10 protein-coding genes, 3 rRNA genes and 1 riboswitch are annotated in these 18,168 nt (G+C 47.1%); of the genes, 11 read left to right on the forward strand and 2 right to left on the reverse strand.

Translation table 11 applies throughout. The features are described 5' to 3' along the window. Nucleotides 1–222 precede the first annotated feature (222 nt). From guaA to rrf, 6 genes are all read left to right on the forward strand, one after another. Nucleotides 223–1,761 carry a glutamine-hydrolyzing GMP synthase gene (gene guaA / locus MKY87_RS19505; protein ID WP_062837579.1) on the forward strand — a complete coding sequence of 513 codons (1,539 nt, stop codon included), beginning with the start codon at nucleotides 223–225 and terminating at the stop codon, nucleotides 1,759–1,761. Nucleotides 1,762–2,004: 243 nt separating this feature from the next. Beyond that, entirely contained in the window at nucleotides 2,005–2,256 is a 252-nt protein-coding gene (locus MKY87_RS19510; RefSeq protein WP_339786414.1) for a hypothetical protein, read from the forward strand. Nucleotides 2,257–2,659: 403 nt separating this feature from the next. Next, a riboswitch (purine riboswitch) is annotated at nucleotides 2,660–2,759 on the forward strand. Nucleotides 2,760–2,930: 171 nt separating this feature from the next. Continuing rightward, complete coding sequence (locus tag MKY87_RS19515; protein ID WP_091039082.1) at nucleotides 2,931–4,307, forward strand: NCS2 family permease; 1,377 nt, start codon at nucleotides 2,931–2,933, stop codon at nucleotides 4,305–4,307. Nucleotides 4,308–5,082: 775 nt separating this feature from the next. Next, nucleotides 5,083–6,635, forward strand: a 16S ribosomal RNA gene (locus MKY87_RS19520). 313 nt (nucleotides 6,636–6,948) lie between these two features. Further along, nucleotides 6,949–9,874 (forward strand): 23S ribosomal RNA (locus MKY87_RS19525). 75 nt (nucleotides 9,875–9,949) lie between these two features. After that, nucleotides 9,950–10,066 (forward strand): 5S ribosomal RNA (gene rrf, locus MKY87_RS19530). Together the 16S, 23S and 5S rRNA genes form the textbook arrangement of a ribosomal RNA operon. Before the next feature lie 180 nt (nucleotides 10,067–10,246). Here the strand turns inward: rrf and MKY87_RS19535 are convergent. Next, nucleotides 10,247–10,801, reverse strand: a complete 555-nt coding sequence (locus tag MKY87_RS19535) for an NADPH-dependent FMN reductase (protein WP_340965769.1) — start codon at nucleotides 10,799–10,801, stop codon at nucleotides 10,247–10,249. A gap of 301 nt (nucleotides 10,802–11,102) precedes the next feature. On the opposite strand from MKY87_RS19535, the gene MKY87_RS19540 reads away from it, so the two are divergent. Then, nucleotides 11,103–12,110 (forward strand): ketoacyl-ACP synthase III, encoded by a 1,008-nt coding sequence (locus MKY87_RS19540; protein WP_340965770.1) that lies wholly within the window; start codon nucleotides 11,103–11,105, stop codon nucleotides 12,108–12,110. A gap of 172 nt (nucleotides 12,111–12,282) precedes the next feature. Here MKY87_RS19540 and MKY87_RS19545 read toward each other — a convergent pair whose 3' ends face one another. Further along, nucleotides 12,283–14,217: an amidase family protein gene (locus tag MKY87_RS19545; RefSeq protein WP_340965771.1), complete on the reverse strand. Its 1,935-nt coding sequence runs from the start codon at nucleotides 14,215–14,217 to the stop codon at nucleotides 12,283–12,285. 371 nt (nucleotides 14,218–14,588) lie between these two features. Here MKY87_RS19545 and MKY87_RS19550 point away from each other — a divergent pair, with 371 nt between their 5' ends. From MKY87_RS19550 to MKY87_RS19565, 4 genes are all read left to right on the forward strand, one after another. After that, nucleotides 14,589–16,718, forward strand: coding sequence for a DNA topoisomerase III (locus tag MKY87_RS19550; RefSeq protein ID WP_340965772.1), 2,130 nt, complete (start codon nucleotides 14,589–14,591; stop codon nucleotides 16,716–16,718). A 74-nt stretch (nucleotides 16,719–16,792) separates the two neighbouring features. Continuing rightward, a complete protein-coding gene (locus tag MKY87_RS19555; RefSeq protein ID WP_017690703.1) occupies nucleotides 16,793–16,930 on the forward strand; it encodes a hypothetical protein in 138 nt (45 codons plus the stop codon). A gap of 126 nt (nucleotides 16,931–17,056) precedes the next feature. After that, entirely contained in the window at nucleotides 17,057–17,320 is a 264-nt protein-coding gene (locus tag MKY87_RS19560; protein ID WP_017690702.1) for a DUF1294 domain-containing protein, read from the forward strand. A gap of 178 nt (nucleotides 17,321–17,498) precedes the next feature. Continuing rightward, a complete protein-coding gene (locus MKY87_RS19565; RefSeq protein ID WP_047840488.1) occupies nucleotides 17,499–17,933 on the forward strand; it encodes a universal stress protein in 435 nt (144 codons plus the stop codon). Nucleotides 17,934–18,168 lie beyond the last annotated feature (235 nt).

The raw sequence follows: 18,168 nt of genomic DNA on the forward strand, positions 1-18,168 counted from the left end.
CACATAAGACGCCTTTCGCGCTACGCTGCGAACGAGGCGTCTTTCCACGATCATACACTTGAACCAGCATCTTGCTGCCAAGCTATTCTATTCGGAATTTCATATTTAAAGGCATTTGGTAATCCTGTTTTGATATGTCGAAAAAAGGAGTTTCGCCTTTCCTTGACGGTATGTTTTGTCGTTGCGTATAATTAGTTTCATTGAATTGAGGGAGGCACGGTTATGAATAAGCAGAATGAGATTGTGGTTGTCCTTGACTTTGGGGGGCAATACAACCAGTTAATCGCCAGAAGAATCCGGGATCTTGGCGTATACAGCGAGCTTTTGCCGTATAACACACCGGCGGAAAAGATCGCAGAAATGGCACCAAAAGGAATCGTATTTTCAGGTGGGCCGTCCAGCGTATACGCTGAGAATGCTCCACACGTGGACCCAGGTGTTTATGACCTAGGCTTGCCAATCTTCGGTATCTGCTACGGAATGCAGCTTATGGCACAACAGCTCGAAGGTAAAGTAGAACGTTCCGAGAAACGAGAATACGGTAAAGCAGACCTTGAGTTTGCCGCTGGATCTACACTGGCAAAAGGTATCGAAGGCGAACATACAGTATGGATGAGTCACGGTGACCACGTGGTTACACTTCCTCCAGGTTTCAAACTGGATGCAGGTACGGAAAGTGCGCCAATCGCTGCCATGAGCGACGATGAGCGTAAACTGTATGCTGTTCAGTTCCATCCGGAGGTACGTCACTCTGTTCGCGGTAACGACATGATTCGTAACTTCCTGTTCGAAATCTGTGGTTGCGAAGGCAACTGGACGATGGAAACATTCATCGATGACACCATCAAAGACATTCGTGAAAAAGTTGGCGACAGTAAAGTACTATGTGCGCTTAGCGGCGGTGTAGATTCTTCCGTTGTAGCTGCATTGCTTCACAAAGCCATTGGTGATCAACTGACATGTATGTTTATCGACCACGGTCTGCTGCGCAAAGGCGAAGCTGAAAGTGTAATGGAGACGTTTGTCGGCAAATTCGACATGAAAGTTGTCAAAATTGATGCACAAGAGCGCTTCATGTCCAAACTGGCTGGCGTGGATGATCCAGAACAAAAACGTAAAATCATCGGTAATGAGTTTATTTACGTATTTGACGAAGAGTCCAAGCAGTTCGATGATTTTGCATTCCTCGCGCAAGGTACACTGTACACAGACATCGTGGAAAGTGGTACAGCGACTGCACAGACCATCAAATCTCACCACAACGTGGGCGGTCTGCCTGAAGACATGAACTTCAAACTGATCGAACCGCTGAGCACGCTGTTCAAGGATGAAGTACGTAAAGTCGGTACCGAGTGTGGCCTGCCGGACGAAATTGTACACCGTCAGCCGTTCCCTGGTCCGGGTCTTGCGATCCGTGTTCTTGGTGAGGTTACTGAAGAGAAACTTACCATCGTTCGTGATTCAGACTACATCCTGCGTGAAGAGATTGCCAAAGCCGGTCTCGACCGCGAAATCTGGCAGTACTTCACAGCCCTGCCGAACATGAAGAGTGTCGGCGTTATGGGTGATGCGCGTACGTATTCCTACACAGTAGGTATCCGTGCTGTAACATCCATAGACGGTATGACTGCGGACTGGGCACGTATCCCTTGGGATGTGTTGGAGAAAATCTCCGTACGGATCGTTAACGAAGTCGATAACGTAAACCGTATCGTCTATGACGTAACTTCCAAACCACCTGCAACGATTGAGTGGGAATAGGGTATAGACTCTTAACGATAGATTATAAAAAAATGCTCTTTTATCTGCGGTATTTCGCAAATAAAAGAGCATTTTTTTATAAAGGGAATATTGTGATTAAATTTATTGGGGTACTTTTTTTACAAGTAATAAACTCTCAAAATTAATTCCATTTTAAAGTTCACTTCATGATCCATTCAGGTCCGGCCTGTACAATAAGTACATACTAAAGGCAATATGGCTACTGAAGGGAGAATTGAATGTATGCGTAAAACCGACTATATGAGCAAATGGAAGATGGGCATTGGAAGTGCGTTTCTGATGGTGATGCTGGCAGGATGCGGTTCAGGTATGCAAGATCTGGCTTCCGGTTCGGGGGACTTTCCATTTGTGAACTTAGAGGCAACGGATGCTTCTTCCGATCAGACCAGAAACCAGGAATTATCCTCTGACTCAACAACGAACGCAAATCAGGAACAACAAGAGGTACAAGATACTCCGCAGGCAGAGATATAATTAACATAGGACTGATCCGGTAAAAAATAGCCCCGGAACATGTCGCAAATTGCTCCATATACCTAATGAGTATAAGCCTTCTGAATACGAGACATCGTTATTCCTAAATCATTACTCACCTGATTGCTAAAACGCATCAGAAACAAAAGCTAGCCTGATTAGAGCGCTTCTCGCCCTTGGATCAGGTTAGCTTTTTTATGTTATCCTGCGGAACTTTCGCCATGAAAGAATGGACATAATCCATTGCAATTTCTCCAAAAAAAGCGCATTCAATTGGGTTGTAAACCGCTGAACTGGTTCAATCTGTTAAATAATACGAACGATATTATAAAAGGGTGATATTAATATTCGTTTTTCTCATTGACAAAAACATACTGCCCTCCTAAAATAGTGATGGGAAACAAACAAATAGCGCATACTTATTCGTATAATCCTGGGGATTGGCCCGGGAGTCTCTACGAGATCACCCTAATGATCTGGCTACGAAGAGGAGAAGGCTAAGCACATGAATTCTACATGATTGCGGGGACATCACGCACATTAGAATTTTTTTTGTTCTTAGTAAAGGCATCGTGCCACTCCTTGTCAGTTGAACCCTGGGTGAAGAATTTTCATCAGGGTCATTTGTCGTTTTTCAATATGGCTTCAACATCTCTAAGGGGGAGTTAGTAATTATGGATCGTTTCTTTAAATTAAAAGAAAACGGAACAAACGTTAGAACGGAGATTGTTGCGGGTCTCACTACGTTTATGACAATGGCTTACATTCTTTTTGTAAATACGTTGTTCTTGGGACAAGCCGGTGCGGGGATGTCGGATAATGCAGTATTCTTTGCAACAGCCGTCGGCGCCGGATTAATGACTATTATTATGGGATTGTTCGTGAATATTCCGATCGCACTTGCACCAGGTATGGGGCTGAATGCGTACTTCATGACTGTCGTTCTAAGTTCGAATGGAGCGATTACTTGGCAAGCGGCTCTCGGAGCGGTATTCCTTTCCGGTATCGTGTTCATTATTTTGACCGTGACGAAGATTCGTCAAATGCTGCTTGTTGCAGTTCCACAATCGATCAAAATGGCCATTACGGTTGGTATCGGTCTCTTTATTACCATTATTGGTTTCAAACTTGCTAATCTCGTGGCTGTAACAGTTAATGTTGCACCAGACGCAGATCTGAGTCAGCCGATTCCAGGTAGCAGTTTTAATCTGTCGCTGGGTAACTTTATAACACATCACGATGCATTGCTGGCCCTGATTGGTTTGCTCCTTATTGCTATTCTGATGGTTATGCGCGTCAAAGGCGCTCTGCTGATCGGGATCGTAGCAACAACGCTGATTGGTATTCCGATGGGCGTTACGAATCTGAGTGGTCTTTCAGGCGCAAGCTGGTTGCCTAACTTCAGTGATCTGGCGGTTGGACAGCTGGATTTGAAAGGTGCCATCAGTCTCGGATTGTTCGAGATCATCTTCATCTTTACCTTCGTTGAATTGTTCGACACGTTTGGTACGATGGTAGGTACTGCAACACGTATGGGGATTATGAAAGATAAGAAAAAAGGCGAGAAAACGATCGGTAAAGCGATGCTCGTCGATGCAGTTGGTGTCAGCGCAGGTGCTGCACTGGGTACAAGTACCATTACAGCATACGTTGAAAGTGCTTCAGGTGTTGAGGCGGGTGGACGTACAGGACTGACTTCGGTAACAACAGGTTTGTTGTTCATTTTGGCCCTGTTTATCGCACCGCTTGCGCTTGTTGTTCCATCCGCTGCGACGGCTCCGGCATTGATCATCGTGGGTGTGCTTATGATGAGTCAAGTGCGCAGCATTGAGTGGGATGATTTCCTGCAAGCTTTCCCCGCGTTCCTTACAATTGTATTGATGCCTTTCACAGGCGGAATCGCAAACGGGATCTCCGCAGGTATCGTATCTTATGTGATTCTGGCGGTGTTCAGTAACTTGGTTACAGAGCGTAAAGTGAAAATTCACTGGCTCATGTGGATCTTGGCGATCATTGTAGTCTGCCGATACGTATTTATTGGCGGGGAATAAGCGTACATTAGTTTTAATGAAGAATACGGAGATAAGTTTGTTACCTTATATATGAGAAAGAAGCGAAAGCCACGGGATTTAAACCCGGAGCTTTCGCTTTTTTTGTATTCTTTTCTTGGGAAAAATGAATTTTAAAAATGTTTTCCTTCTATATAGAAGGAATGAGTATAATGTTCTATGATCTGTTGGTTGTTTATCCAATGAAATCATCGGTTAATATGTTTCTATAACGTGATGAGTCTATACTGTATACAAGATGAGTTTCTCTATAATTGGATTAGGGATCATGTGAAAAACTTTTTGCGTATATAAGTTAATTACTCCGATCATTAAAGTTAGTGCGCAGATGTATCATTTAGCCGGTTATAAGGAGATACTTGTTAAAAGGTCTACAGAGTACTCATTTTATAAGAATTTAATGTTTATCGAAAAAAAGACTTGCGTTCCATAATTGTACATGGTATATTCTATTTCCGGCCAAAAAAACACGAGATACACGGTGCGGCAAGCAAATGAAATAAGCTTCGAAAGAAACTTAAAAAAAGAGCTTGCAAAGTTGGTTCGGACATGATATTATATAAGAGTTGCTGAAGAGAACGACATTCGGTAACGAAACAAGTTTGATCTTTGAAAACTGAACAACGAGTGAGTAAACATTCTGCTTGCAGAATGAACGCGAAAGTTTGAGACAAGCCTTGGCTTGGATCGGCTGGAGCACAAATGAGATTTTTAATCTCGTCAGATTCAAAATGAGCTTATCGCTCTTTTCAATACTTTATTGGAGAGTTTGATCCTGGCTCAGGACGAACGCTGGCGGCATGCCTAATACATGCAAGTCGAGCGGACTTGAAGAGAAGCTTGCTTCTCTGATGGTTAGCGGCGGACGGGTGAGTAACACGTAGGCAACCTGCCCTCAAGTTTGGGACAACTACCGGAAACGGTAGCTAATACCGAATAGTTGTTTTCTTCGCCTGAAGGAAACTGGAAAGACGGAGCAATCTGTCACTTGGGGATGGGCCTGCGGCGCATTAGCTAGTTGGTGGGGTAACGGCTCACCAAGGCGACGATGCGTAGCCGACCTGAGAGGGTGATCGGCCACACTGGGACTGAGACACGGCCCAGACTCCTACGGGAGGCAGCAGTAGGGAATCTTCCGCAATGGGCGAAAGCCTGACGGAGCAATGCCGCGTGAGTGATGAAGGTTTTCGGATCGTAAAGCTCTGTTGCCAGGGAAGAACGCTTGGGAGAGTAACTGCTCTCAAGGTGACGGTACCTGAGAAGAAAGCCCCGGCTAACTACGTGCCAGCAGCCGCGGTAATACGTAGGGGGCAAGCGTTGTCCGGAATTATTGGGCGTAAAGCGCGCGCAGGCGGTCATTTAAGTCTGGTGTTTAATCCCGGGGCTCAACCCCGGATCGCACTGGAAACTGGGTGACTTGAGTGCAGAAGAGGAGAGTGGAATTCCACGTGTAGCGGTGAAATGCGTAGATATGTGGAGGAACACCAGTGGCGAAGGCGACTCTCTGGGCTGTAACTGACGCTGAGGCGCGAAAGCGTGGGGAGCAAACAGGATTAGATACCCTGGTAGTCCACGCCGTAAACGATGAGTGCTAGGTGTTAGGGGTTTCGATACCCTTGGTGCCGAAGTTAACACATTAAGCACTCCGCCTGGGGAGTACGGTCGCAAGACTGAAACTCAAAGGAATTGACGGGGACCCGCACAAGCAGTGGAGTATGTGGTTTAATTCGAAGCAACGCGAAGAACCTTACCAGGTCTTGACATCTGAATGACCGGTGCAGAGATGTACCTTTTCTTCGGAACATTCAAGACAGGTGGTGCATGGTTGTCGTCAGCTCGTGTCGTGAGATGTTGGGTTAAGTCCCGCAACGAGCGCAACCCTTATATTTAGTTGCCAGCATTTCGGATGGGCACTCTAGATAGACTGCCGGTGACAAACCGGAGGAAGGTGGGGATGACGTCAAATCATCATGCCCCTTATGACCTGGGCTACACACGTACTACAATGGCCGGTACAACGGGCTGCGAAATCGCGAGATGGAGCCAATCCCAACAAAGCCGGTCTCAGTTCGGATTGCAGGCTGCAACTCGCCTGCATGAAGTCGGAATTGCTAGTAATCGCGGATCAGCATGCCGCGGTGAATACGTTCCCGGGTCTTGTACACACCGCCCGTCACACCACGAGAGTTTATAACACCCGAAGTCGGTGGGGTAACCGCAAGGAGCCAGCCGCCGAAGGTGGGATAGATGATTGGGGTGAAGTCGTAACAAGGTAGCCGTATCGGAAGGTGCGGCTGGATCACCTCCTTTCTATGGAGAATCGTTTCCTGCAACGGAAACATTCAAATACGCAGCTTAGCTGCACAAACTACTCACTCGTTGCTCAGTTTTGAGAGCTCAAACTCTCAAACAGCTTGCTTTTGCATGGAGCTTGTTCTTTGAAAACTAGATATCGAAACGAAACAAACGCGAATTAGAACATTCCTTTTTAGCTGAACTTGTGTTAAACAAGTTTCAATAAAAACGGTAGTCAAATTGCTTTTGTGATGGTATCGGGTGAGAGCGACTTTTGGCTTTGCGCAAGCAAACCAAGGGAAGCGAGCGACCGAAACCGGAACAAAATGGTTAAGCTACTAAGAGCACACGGAGGATGCCTAGGCGCTAGGAGCCGATGAAGGACGTGGCGAACAACGAAACTGCCTCGGGGAGCTGTAAGCAAGCTTTGATCCGGGGGTGTCCGAATGGGGAAACCCAGCTGGGGTAATTTCCAGTTACACCTAACTGAATACATAGGTTAGTGTGAGGCATACCAGGGGAACTGAAACATCTAAGTACCCTGAGGAAGAGAAAACAATAGTGATTCCGTCAGTAGCGGCGAGCGAACGCGGAGAAGCCCAAACCAGAGAGCTTGCTCTTTGGGGTTGTGGGACGTCTCACATGGAGTTACAAAGGAACCGGTTAAGCGAAGAGGTCTGGAAAGGCCCGCCAAAGAAGGTAAAAGCCCTGTAGTTGAAAGTCTGTTCCCTCCGAGACGGATCCCGAGTAGTGCGGGGCACGTGAAACCCCGTATGAATCCGGCAGGACCATCTGCCAAGGCTAAATACTTCCTAGCGACCGATAGTGAAGCAGTACCGTGAGGGAAAGGTGAAAAGCACCCCGGAAGGGGAGTGAAATAGAACCTGAAACCGTGTGCTTACAAAAAGTCAGAGCCCGTTTTAGGGGTGATGGCGTGCCTTTTGTAGAATGAACCGGCGAGTTACGTTCCCGTGCAAGGTTAAGGTGAAGAGCCGGAGCCGCAGCGAAAGCGAGTCTGAATAGGGCGACTTAGTACGTGGACGTAGACCCGAAACCGGGTGATCTACCCCTGTCCAGGGTGAAGGTGCGGTAACACGCACTGGAGGCCCGAACCCACGCATGTTGAAAAATGCGGGGATGAGGTGGGGGTAGCGGAGAAATTCCAATCGAACTCGGAGATAGCTGGTTCTCCCCGAAATAGCTTTAGGGCTAGCCTCGGAAAACAGAGTCGTGGAGGTAGAGCACTGATTGGGTGCGGGGCCCGCAAGGGTTACCAAGCTCAGTCAAACTCCGAATGCCATAGACTTACTTCCGGGAGTCAGACAGTGAGTGCTAAGATCCATTGTCAAAAGGGAAACAGCCCAGACCATCAGCTAAGGTCCCCAAGTGTGTGTTAAGTGGGAAAGGATGTGGAGTTGCACAGACAACCAGGATGTTGGCTTAGAAGCAGCCACCATTGAAAGAGTGCGTAATAGCTCACTGGTCGAGTGACTCTGCGCCGAAAATGTAACGGGGCTAAACACACCACCGAAGCTATGGCTTGATGCTTTGCATCAGGGGTAGGGGAGCGTTGTATAAGGGTTGAAGGTGTACCGTAAGGAGCGCTGGACATTATACAAGTGAGAATGCCGGTATGAGTAACGAAAAGATCAGTGAGAATCTGATCCGCCGAAAGCCTAAGGGTTCCTGAGGAAGGCTCGTCCGCTCAGGGTAAGTCGGGACCTAAGGCGAGGCCGAAAGGCGTAGTCGAAGGACAACAGGTCGAAATTCCTGTACCACCGTAAGCCGTTATGAGCAATGGGGGGACGCAGTAGGGTAGTGACGCGGACTGATGGATGTCCGTCTAAGCAGTAAGGCTGATGTGTAGGCAAATCCGCACATTGTAAGGCTGAGCTGTGATGGGGAGCGAAAATTGTAGTAGCGAAGGTCATGATCTCACACTGCCAAGAAAAGCCTCTAGCCAGGTGAAGGTGCCCGTACCGCAAACCGACACAGGTAGGCGAGAAGAGTATTCTAAGGCGCGCGGAAGAACTCTCGTTAAGGAACTCGGCAAAATGACCCCGTAACTTCGGGAGAAGGGGTGCCCCGGTAGTGTGAATAGCACGAGGGGGCCGCAGTGAAAAGGCCCAAGCGACTGTTTAGCAAAAACACAGGTCTGTGCGAAGCCGTAAGGCGAAGTATACGGGCTGACGCCTGCCCGGTGCTGGAAGGTTAAGGGGAGTGGTTAGGAGCAATCCGAAGCTGTGAACCGAAGCCCCAGTAAACGGCGGCCGTAACTATAACGGTCCTAAGGTAGCGAAATTCCTTGTCAGGTAAATTCTGACCCGCACGAATGGCGTAACGACTTGGGCGCTGTCTCAACGAGAGATCCGGTGAAATTTTAATACCTGTGAAGATGCAGGTTACCCGCGACAAGACGGAAAGACCCCATGGAGCTTTACTGCAGCTTGATATTGAATTTGGGTACGATCTGTACAGGATAGGTGGGAGCCTTTGAAGCGTGAGCGCCAGCTTGCGTGGAGGCAACGTTGGGATACCACCCTGATCGTATCTAGGTTCTAACCTGGTACCGTAATCCGGTGCGGGGACAGTGTCAGGTGGGCAGTTTGACTGGGGCGGTCGCCTCCTAAAGAGTAACGGAGGCGCCCAAAGGTTCCCTCAGAATGGTTGGAAATCATTCGAAGAGTGCAAAGGCATAAGGGAGCTTGACTGCGAGACCTACAAGTCGAGCAGGGACGAAAGTCGGGCTTAGTGATCCGGTGGTACCGCATGGAAGGGCCATCGCTCAACGGATAAAAGCTACCCTGGGGATAACAGGCTTATCTCCCCCAAGAGTCCACATCGACGGGGAGGTTTGGCACCTCGATGTCGGCTCATCGCATCCTGGGGCTGAAGTAGGTCCCAAGGGTTGGGCTGTTCGCCCATTAAAGCGGTACGCGAGCTGGGTTCAGAACGTCGTGAGACAGTTCGGTCCCTATCTGTCGTGGGCGTAGGAAATTTGAGAGGAGCTGTCCTTAGTACGAGAGGACCGGGATGGACGTACCGCTGGTGTACCAGTTGTTCCGCCAGGAGCACCGCTGGGTAGCTATGTACGGACGGGATAAACGCTGAAAGCATCTAAGCGTGAAGCCCCCCTCAAGATGAGATTTCCCAGTATGTAAGACCCCTTGAAGACGACGAGGTAGATAGGCTGGGGGTGGAAGTGCAGCAATGCATGGAGCTGACCAGTACTAATCGGTCGAGGGCTTATCCAATTAGCAAGTGATAATTCGCATGTTTCGTTTCGAATCTAGTTTTCAGAGAATGATCTCTGAAATGTAAGCTATGCGTTTGGTGGCGATGGCGGAGGGGTTCCACACGTACCCATCCCGAACACGACCGTTAAGCCCTCTAGCGCCGATGGTACTTGGACCGCAGGGTCCTGGGAGAGTAGGACGCCGCCAAGCAACAGGAAGACACACTTGAATGATTTCGAGTGTGTTTTTTATATTTTCCTTAACTGCTTATATAAACCTTAACAGCCTTGGTTATTTACCAGGGCTGTTTTTTTATTTCAATATTTATGAGAATATTAAATAACTTTAAATGGTTCATTTCTCTATCATCGATTTAAGTACAACATCTGTCTAGCCCTTTATTTGGTCGCAAGCCTCCGCAAGGATTGTAAGGGAGTTCTGCAATGCACGCTGGGTTTCCGAATCAATGATGACGCCTTGTTTGTTCATTTTCAATGTAATATGAGGAATAGTTAAGCAGCCCTCTTGTAAGACCTGTGCATTAATCATGTTTAGTGTAAGCAATAAGGAAGCATGGGCTTTGTCACCTCCCATGGGGCTTGGGGAAGCAGCAATGACAATGGTGGGTTTATTGAACCATTCTCCAGAAGATACAATCCAATCTAGTGCGTTTTTTAAGACCCCAGGAACGCCATTTCCATACTCTGGCGTGCAGATTAGGACACCGTCCGAATGCTTAAGTTGGGCTCTCAAGTTCTGTACGGACACTGGGCCCTCCGCGACATCGATGTCAGGGTTAAAATGCGGTAGATCATTTAATCCATCATAGATTTGAAACTTAAGGTTAGGCGTAGCCAGCTTAATCATGGCGTGCATTAGTAACGTATTGGAGGACTGATTGCGGAGACTTCCGGAAATGGCAAGGATATTTAATTCTTTTTTCATGAGCGTAGATCATCTCTATTCTTTAGTAATGTAGGGCAATTTGTTTATTTTCCTCCTGATGGAATGAGCTGTCTATAGAAAACGCATTTAATTAAGGCATTCTTCATGTTAGTCAGGCGCTATCCACAATTCTTCATCAAAAATGCATGCCATCGTTTGTATTACTCTGGGTAATAGAATGAAGAGATCACTTAAAATAGACAACTAACGAAAGAATCATAATAAATATTTTATAAAATTAGTACCAAGTACTAAGACTAAGTGCTATAATGGTAAAAAAACAAGTGAGGTGACTACCGGTATGAATCATCAATCAAAGGCAACCATTACGGCAATGGGGACGTATGTACCGGATCGAATATTAACGAATGCTGATCTGGAGAAATTGGTCGAGACAAGTGACGAATGGATTGTGCAACGTACAGGCATGAGAGAACGGCGAATTGCAGCTGAAGATCAATTTGTATCTGATCTGGCTACGAAGGCTGTAGAAGATATGATACATCGTTATGATGTAAGTGTAGAAGATGTGGATATGATCCTTGTGGCTACAAGTACACCTGAATATGCTTTCCCAAGTACCGCATCCAGAGTACAGGCTAACCTTAAGATCCCACACACGGGCGTACTGGATTTAAATGCTGCATGCGCAGGTTTTACCTACGGGCTACAGCTTGCTGACAGTCTGGTGACCAGTGGAATGTACCGCAAAGTACTGGTTATTGGAGCAGAGACGTTATCCAAAATTACGGATTACACAGACCGCACGACTTGTGTACTGTTTGGTGATGGAGCGGGGGCCTTCTTGGTCGAGAGATCATCGGGTGCTGAAGGTGACTTTATGGCAGCCATATCAGGTACACATGGAGAAGGCGGTGTACATCTCTATAAGAGTGGTCTGTCTTCGGAGATGAATGGTATGCCTTTGCAGGGTGAGGGATGCCTTGTTCAGAATGGGCGAGAGATTTATAAGTGGGCTGTACGGACGATCCCAGAGCAATTAAGTAATCTTATAACTAAAGCTGGATTAAGACCTGAGCAGATTGACTGGTTTGTCCCGCATAGTGCCAATATGAGAATGATTGAGGCTGTTTGCGAGCGTGGTCCGATTCCTTTGGAACGTACTTTAACCAGTGTGGAGTATCGTGGGAACACCTCTGCTGCTTCCATTCCGCTTGCTTTACAGCTTGCAGTGGATGAAGGGAAATTGAAAGAAGGACAGAGCGTAGCTCTCTTTGGCTTTGGTGGTGGTCTGACGTACGCAGGTCTGGTACTGAAATGGGGCGTGCCGGACAAGATTCAGGAATGAGTAACATACGACGGTATGCAACACACAGATAAATAGAGAAAAAAAGAGACCACCCAAACTTCATGCAGTCATGAAGAGGGTGGTCTCTTTAGTGGGTTAACTCGTTTCAAAAAAGTGATATGATTGCATCTATTTTTTGTGTTTACTGGAATTGCTTAATCCCATAAATATTTTACGGCGTAAGCTTAGGCGCTTGGCGGTGATGTGTACCTTGTTCGTAGCTGTAAGCCAGCTTGATCAAGGTACCTTCATCAAAGGCACGACCCAGGAATTCCATGCCTACAGGCAAACCATCAGTTGTGAAACCAGCAGGGACCGTGATCGCTGGGAAGCCGGAGAATGGACTCAGACGGTTGTTACCACCGGAGTTTTGTCCTTCGCCAATAACACCAGCGGCTTGTGTGGACGTAGGATAGATGATGGCATCCAGGTTATTGTCTGCCATAACTTTCAGCAGGGACTCACGTGTAACTTGGGTACGTTTCAGGACGATGTCCTTGTATTCGGTAGTCTCCAATGTTTGGCGTGCATCCCGAGTCTTCATGGATTGTTCTTGTGACTTATCAAACTCTCCGGAAGCGATGATCTCGGACAGACTGTGATATGGAGCATCTGCACCCAATGACTCCAGATAGTCATTCAGCTGGAACTTGAATTCATATCCACTAAGGCTTGGGTATTTGTTGATCTCAGCCAAGTTCGGGATAGAAATTGGAACTGCGGTAGCGCCAAGTGACTTCAGTTCTTCTACAGCTTTGTTGATGACGTCAGCAACGGCTTTTTCTTCAGCTTTGGTACTTGGGATGAGTTCTGTGGCCACACCGATGCGTGCACCTTTCAGTCCGTTTACATCCAAGAAATCAGTGTAGCTGGAAGGAATTTTTCCAACCGCGTAAGCTGTAGCGACATCTTTCTTGTCATAGCCGGCTGTAGCATCGAGCATGATTGCGGCATCACTTACGGTACGAGCCATAGGTCCACCGACATCCTGTGTCAAAGCCAATGGGATAATGCCTTCACGGCTGGACAGTCCAATGGTTGGGCGGATACCCACAAGGCTGTTGAAGCTGGATGGGATTCGGATTGAGCCACCAGTGTCTGTACCCATGCCGGCTGCGGCAAAGTTAGACGCAATGGCAGCACCTGTTCCACCGCTTGAGCCACCTGGATAGTGGTCCAGGGCGTAAGGGTTCAGTGTTTGTCCACCCAATGAGCTGGATGTCGTGATGCCAAATGCGAATTCATGCAGGTTTGTTTTGCCCAAAATAATGGCCCCAGCTGCTTTGAGTTTCTTCACTTGTTCAGCATCGTGAGCAGGAATGGAATCTTTCAGACAGATACAGCCTGCGGTTGTCGGCATATCATTGGTATCGAAATTGTCTTTCACCAGAATCGGAACGCCATGCAGAGGTCCACGAGCACCTTGAGCTGCACGTTCTTCATCCAATTGCTCCGCAATTTGGAGCGCATCCGGGTTCAGGGTTAATACAGCGTTGATGCTTACACCTTGATCATCGTATTTTTCAATGCGGTCCAGATATTTCTGAACCAACTCTTTTGATGTCAGTTTTCCTTGCGTCATTGCAGTCTGGAGATCCATAATGGTTGCTTCCTCCAGCACAAACGGTTTTATGTAGTTATAAATGCGGTCTTTCAATACAGATAGATCATTCTCGGTAAGTACAGCGTTTGGAAGGAAGAGGGATTCCGTATAACCTTTCATCAACCCCGCAGTGTTCAGTGCACCAACAGCACCTGCGAAAGTGGCTTCATCCGGGACATCCTTGAATGATTCGGTAGTCGATTCCAGCTTGAGCCATTGTTGCAAGGCGACCGCAGCATCTTTACGTTGTACGGTTGTGCCGGATAGCTTGTCCATGGTAAAAGGAACACCTGCAAGTGTTGCCGCTTCTTCCATGGCCTGAACAAATGCTGCCGGAGTAGCAGGCGCTTTTCCTTTGGATACAGCAGCTACTGTTGTTTTACTCGTAGGCGTTGCCGTTGCAGCTGATGCCGAAGGTAACGTTCCTCCCCATGTTGTGGCAACAACAGCTCCCGCCAGTAACAAAGCCCCACTTTTTTTCAATACAGATCCATGATAAGTCATGCATCCACGCTCCCTTCCTGTGTCTCATTGATGTGTGTAGCAGCGATTCTGTTTCTATGCTTTTGACACATTGTATAGTCATGTTAGGTAATCTTACAAGGTTTATATTTATCCAAAAAAACGTATACATCAATACTTTACAGTGTTAATACTTATTCATGCTTCTGTTTACATGTACTCAGAAAAACTATTACACATTTCAATGTGAAGAAATATAACATGTAATCGATATGTTGATTAAACATGAGGTTACAGGATACGAGTAGATTAGGAAGTAGAGATGACAGAGCATACCTATAGTGTGAAATGATATAATGAAAAGATAGGAATAAAAGAGACATAACGTTCTACCAGAGAGGAAGAGATATGAAGTGAAGACATTGGTACTCGCAGAAAAACCATCTGTAGCACGCGAAATAGCCAGAGTTATGGGTGCGCGTGATAAACATAAAAGTTACATGGAAGGCCCGAAATATATCGTTACCTGGGCGCTTGGACATCTGGTTGGATTAGCTGAACCCGAGGATTACGATAAAAAGTATGCAACATGGAATCTGGAGGACCTGCCCATTCTGCCAGAGCGTACGAAACTGAAGGTACTTAAAGAGACCAACCATCAATATAAAGCCGTGCAGCAGTTGATGAAGCGTCAGGATGTGGGGGAGCTGGTTATTGCGACGGATGCAGCACGTGAGGGAGAATTGCTGGCCCGTTGGATCATGCAGATGGCGGGGTGGAAAAAACCTTTTAAACGTCTGTGGATTTCATCCCAGACAGATAAGGCGATCAAAGACGGATTTGCTTCGCTGAAGCCAGGCAGTCAGTTCGACCGTCTCTATGAATCTGCACGTTGCCGTGCGGAAGCCGACTGGATGATTGGACTTAACGTGACCCGTGCACTAACCGTTCGTTTCAATGCGCAGTTGTCTGCTGGACGGGTCCAAACGCCGACCTTGGGCATGATTATGGATAGAGAAAATGAAATTAATGGTTTCCGCTCGCAGGAGTATGAGACGATAACGGCAGATTTGGGTGGTTTTCAGGCTGTGTGGCGGGCAGCTGGAGGAGATTCACGAATTTTCGACCCTCAAGAAACGCAAGAATTGAAGAAACGGGTAGATGGGCGCAAGGGCACGATTGCTCAAGTGAAAAAAAGCGAGAAGGTAGAGCCTCATCCACTTGCATATGACCTGACGGAATTGCAACGGGATGCCAACCGGAAGTATGGTTTCTCTGCAAAGCAAACATCAAACGTCCTGCAGCGTCTGTATGAACAGCACAAGCTCGTAACGTACCCACGTACGGACAGCCGATACCTCACTTCGGACATGACAGCTACGTTGAAAGAACGGCTGGACAGTGTAGCCATTGGACCTTATGCGTCTCTGGCACGTCCTTTGCTGCGCAAAAATCTGAATATCACCAAACGTATTGTGGATGACAGTAAAGTTACCGATCACCATGCGATTATCCCCACGGAGCAGACGGTGCTTCTGAATCAACTGAATCCGGAGGAACGCAAATTGTACGATCTAATTGTACGTCGATTTATCAGCCTGTTTTATCCGGCAGCGAAGTACGATTCGGTTGCGATCACGGTTCAAGTGGGGAATGACTCCTTCCATGTCAAAGGAACAACAGTGAAAGAAAGTGGATGGCGTGAAGTATACGGCGGTGATTACAGCGATGATGACGATGACCGTGCTGATGATGCAACAGACCATGAGCGTGCGCTTTTGCCAGATGTGCAGCAAGGACAGTCCGTGACGGTTCAGCGTTGTCACATTAAAAGTGGACGGACGATGCCGCCCAAACGGTATACCGAAGCTGCTTTGCTTTCTCAGATGGAAAAGCATGGACTCGGGACTCCGGCTACGCGGGCGGATATTATCGAGAAGCTGGTCAGTTCCGATACAATAGATCGTCAAGGCAACAGCATGCACCCGACTGGCAAAGGAAAACAGTTGATTGAACTGGCTGCTCCGCAGCTTCGTACACCGGATCTGACTGCTCGCTGGGAAGCTGAACTGGAACGCATCGCTCGTGGGCAAGGGAAACCGGGGCCGTTTCTGGATAGTATCCGATCCATGGCGAAAGAGCTGGTGTCTACGGTAAAAGGCAGCAAAGCAGAGTACAAGCCGCATAATGTGTCCAATAGCCATTGCCCGGATTGTAACGCACGGTTGTTGGAGAAGAAAGGCAAGCGCGGCAAGTTTCTTGTATGTCCTACCGAGGACTGCGGGTATCGTCGTTCGGCAGAAAAAAGATTGTCCAATCGTCGTTGTGCGCAGTGCCACAAAAAGATGGAAATCAAAGAAGGCAAGGCGGGGTTATACGTACAATGTCTACCTTGTGGTATTACTGAAACGTTGGATAAGGATAAACAGCATGTGAACAAACGCGATCAGCAAAAGCTGGTGAAACAATATGCTAAGCAGGAGTCCATCGGTTCCAATCTGGGTGAACTGCTGAAGGCGGCTATGGAGAAAAAGGGAGAGTAACACGCTTGAGGGTAGTTGAGGTAGTATAAGATCCTCCGTTTTCAGGCAACGTAAGCCAAGGAGGTGATACCTATATGCCGCATAACAAACCAGAGAAAATCCATAACCAGCAAAACAAAGACAGTATTCGGGAAGAGAGTATCGCTGTGCGCCCGGACAAAGCAGCCAAAAGAGCACCAAGCCTGAACGGTATTCCAAAGCAGGAATCCTAAGTCAGAGCGAGGTTAGCGTTATTACACAAAATTGCGGTTCCCTACCCGGTGCGTTGAACATGTCTCTGATGAGGACTATAATGGAGACAGGGAGATGTCCCGGGACAGGGGGATCGCTAGAATTATATGCAAACCGGACTTATATTGTGGTTTTTATTTATTAATGTAGTTGGTTATCTGGTGATGTCGGACGATAAGAGGCGTGCACAACAGCGTCGTGACCGTACACCCGAACGGACGTTATTCTTATTAGCATTTATAGGCGGTGCTTTGGGAGTCTGGATCGCGATGTATCGGAAAAGGCATAAAACCAAACATCCGAGCTTCACCATTGGCATTCCATTGTTGTTATTCTTGAATGCGGTAATCTATGGTTACTTTATTCAATGAATACATGGAACACATGCGTAACCGTTCATAGTAGGGTTTCATATGTAAATTCATTCGTATAAATGGTTCATAGTGGCTGCGGAACGTTTAAGGAGTTATATGGTTCTGTTAGTTTATTACATGTCAGACCGAAGCTTGCTTCGCGTGCTCTACATATAAAGGAAGGGACGGGATTCACATGTTATTTTCCAAAATATTAGTGGCTTATGATGGTTCGAAAGCTTCAAATAAAGCACTTGATCGTGCGATTGAGCTAGCTAAAGTGTCCCCAAATGCAGTACTGGATGTCATTCATGCTTTTGATTTCCCGCGTGTATTCATCGGTGAGGGGTTGGCTCCACTGCCACCTTCACTTAATAATGACTACTACAATCTGGCGGTACAGACGACAGATGAAGCAAAAGAGCGAATTCAGGCTGCTGGTGTAACGGCCAATGTGGATCTGATTCAAGGAGCGGCTGCGGAAGTACTGCTTGATTTTGCCAAAGAAAATGATTCTGATATCATTATTATTGGTAGCCGCGGACTCGGTGGAATTCGGGAATTTGTCCTGGGTAGTGTCAGTCACAATGTGGTACAGCATGCTCAGGTTCCAGTACTGATCGTAAAATAATGGATGAAGTGTGTACGCACTGAAAAGCAGGAAGCCGGTTGTCTTCGAGAGATTGAAGAGGAGCCGGCTTTCTTTTATGGGATGAAATGGATGGCTAACCGAATTTAATGAAGCAATTCCCGAACATTATATTTGTCAATATGTTAAATGTTCGTCTTTAAGTTGACATTAGCTGTAGGGGATTGTTAGAATGTTAGATGTGTCGATCAGGTAAGAATAAGGTCGAGTAGGAACG

Source organism: Paenibacillus sp. FSL R7-0198 (assembly GCF_038000415.1).
Taxonomy (GTDB): domain Bacteria; phylum Bacillota; class Bacilli; order Paenibacillales; family Paenibacillaceae; genus Paenibacillus.

Excerpts from the sequence above, each read along its gene's own strand:
- MKY87_RS19565 (WP_047840488.1), top strand. The coding sequence starts at position 17,499 with ATGTTATTTTCCAAAATATTAGTGGCTTATGATGGTTCGAAAGCTTCA.
- MKY87_RS19535 (WP_340965769.1), bottom strand. The coding sequence starts at position 10,801 with ATGAAAAAAGAATTAAATATCCTTGCCATTTCCGGAAGTCTCCGCAAT.
- MKY87_RS19540 (WP_340965770.1), top strand. The coding sequence starts at position 11,103 with ATGAATCATCAATCAAAGGCAACCATTACGGCAATGGGGACGTATGTA.
- MKY87_RS19560 (WP_017690702.1), top strand. The coding sequence starts at position 17,057 with ATGCAAACCGGACTTATATTGTGGTTTTTATTTATTAATGTAGTTGGT.
- MKY87_RS19510 (WP_339786414.1), top strand. The coding sequence starts at position 2,005 with ATGCGTAAAACCGACTATATGAGCAAATGGAAGATGGGCATTGGAAGT.
- MKY87_RS19545 (WP_340965771.1), bottom strand. The coding sequence starts at position 14,217 with ATGACTTATCATGGATCTGTATTGAAAAAAAGTGGGGCTTTGTTACTG.
- MKY87_RS19515 (WP_091039082.1), top strand. The coding sequence starts at position 2,931 with ATGGATCGTTTCTTTAAATTAAAAGAAAACGGAACAAACGTTAGAACG.
- MKY87_RS19555 (WP_017690703.1), top strand. The coding sequence starts at position 16,793 with ATGCCGCATAACAAACCAGAGAAAATCCATAACCAGCAAAACAAAGAC.
- guaA (WP_062837579.1), top strand. The coding sequence starts at position 223 with ATGAATAAGCAGAATGAGATTGTGGTTGTCCTTGACTTTGGGGGGCAA.